Annotated in this window: 1 rRNA gene; it reads left to right on the plus strand. The window is 49.4% G+C overall.

Annotation, left to right across the window (positions count from 1 at the left end):
* A 23S ribosomal RNA gene (locus tag BN3349_RS11820) occupies nt 1-613 on the plus strand; the annotation flags it as partial.

A 613-nucleotide genomic window follows, 5' to 3' on the forward strand; every position in this document is an offset into this window, starting at 1 on the left:
AGCCAGTTAGTGATAGCGGAAGGATTAGAGGAATCGGCTGGGAAGCCGAATCATAGAGGGTGATAATCCCGTACTTGAAAATCCGATGGTGGTACTAAGCTAACGAGAAGTAAAGCGGGACACGAGAAATCCTGTTTGAAGAAGGGGGGCCCATCCTCCAAGGCTAAATACTCCTGATTGACCGATAGTGAACCAGTACTGTGAAGGAAAGGCGAAAAGAACCCCGGTGAGGGGAGTGAAAGAGAACCTGAAACCGTGTACGTACAAGCAGTGGGAGCGCCGTCACTAAATTGCTGCGCAATTTGGTTTGGCGCAGGCGACTGGATACAGGAGATAGGTGTCAGTAGATAAAGATGTTACTGATACCTGACACCTGAAACCTGGTACCTGAGTCACGAAATGGCGAAGCCATTTGGTGACGGCGTGACTGCGTACCTTTTGTATAATGGGTCAGCGACTTATATTTTGTAGCGAGGTTAACCGAATAGGGGAGCCGAAGGGAAACCGAGTCTTAACTGGGCGAGGAGTTGCAAGGTATAGACCCGAAACCCGGTGATCTAGCCATGTGCAGGTTGAAGATTGGGTAACACTAATTGGAGGACCGAACCGACTA

The sequence above is a fragment of the Necropsobacter massiliensis genome (genome assembly GCF_000827595.2).
Taxonomy (GTDB): Bacteria; Pseudomonadota; Gammaproteobacteria; order Enterobacterales; family Pasteurellaceae; genus Necropsobacter; species Necropsobacter massiliensis.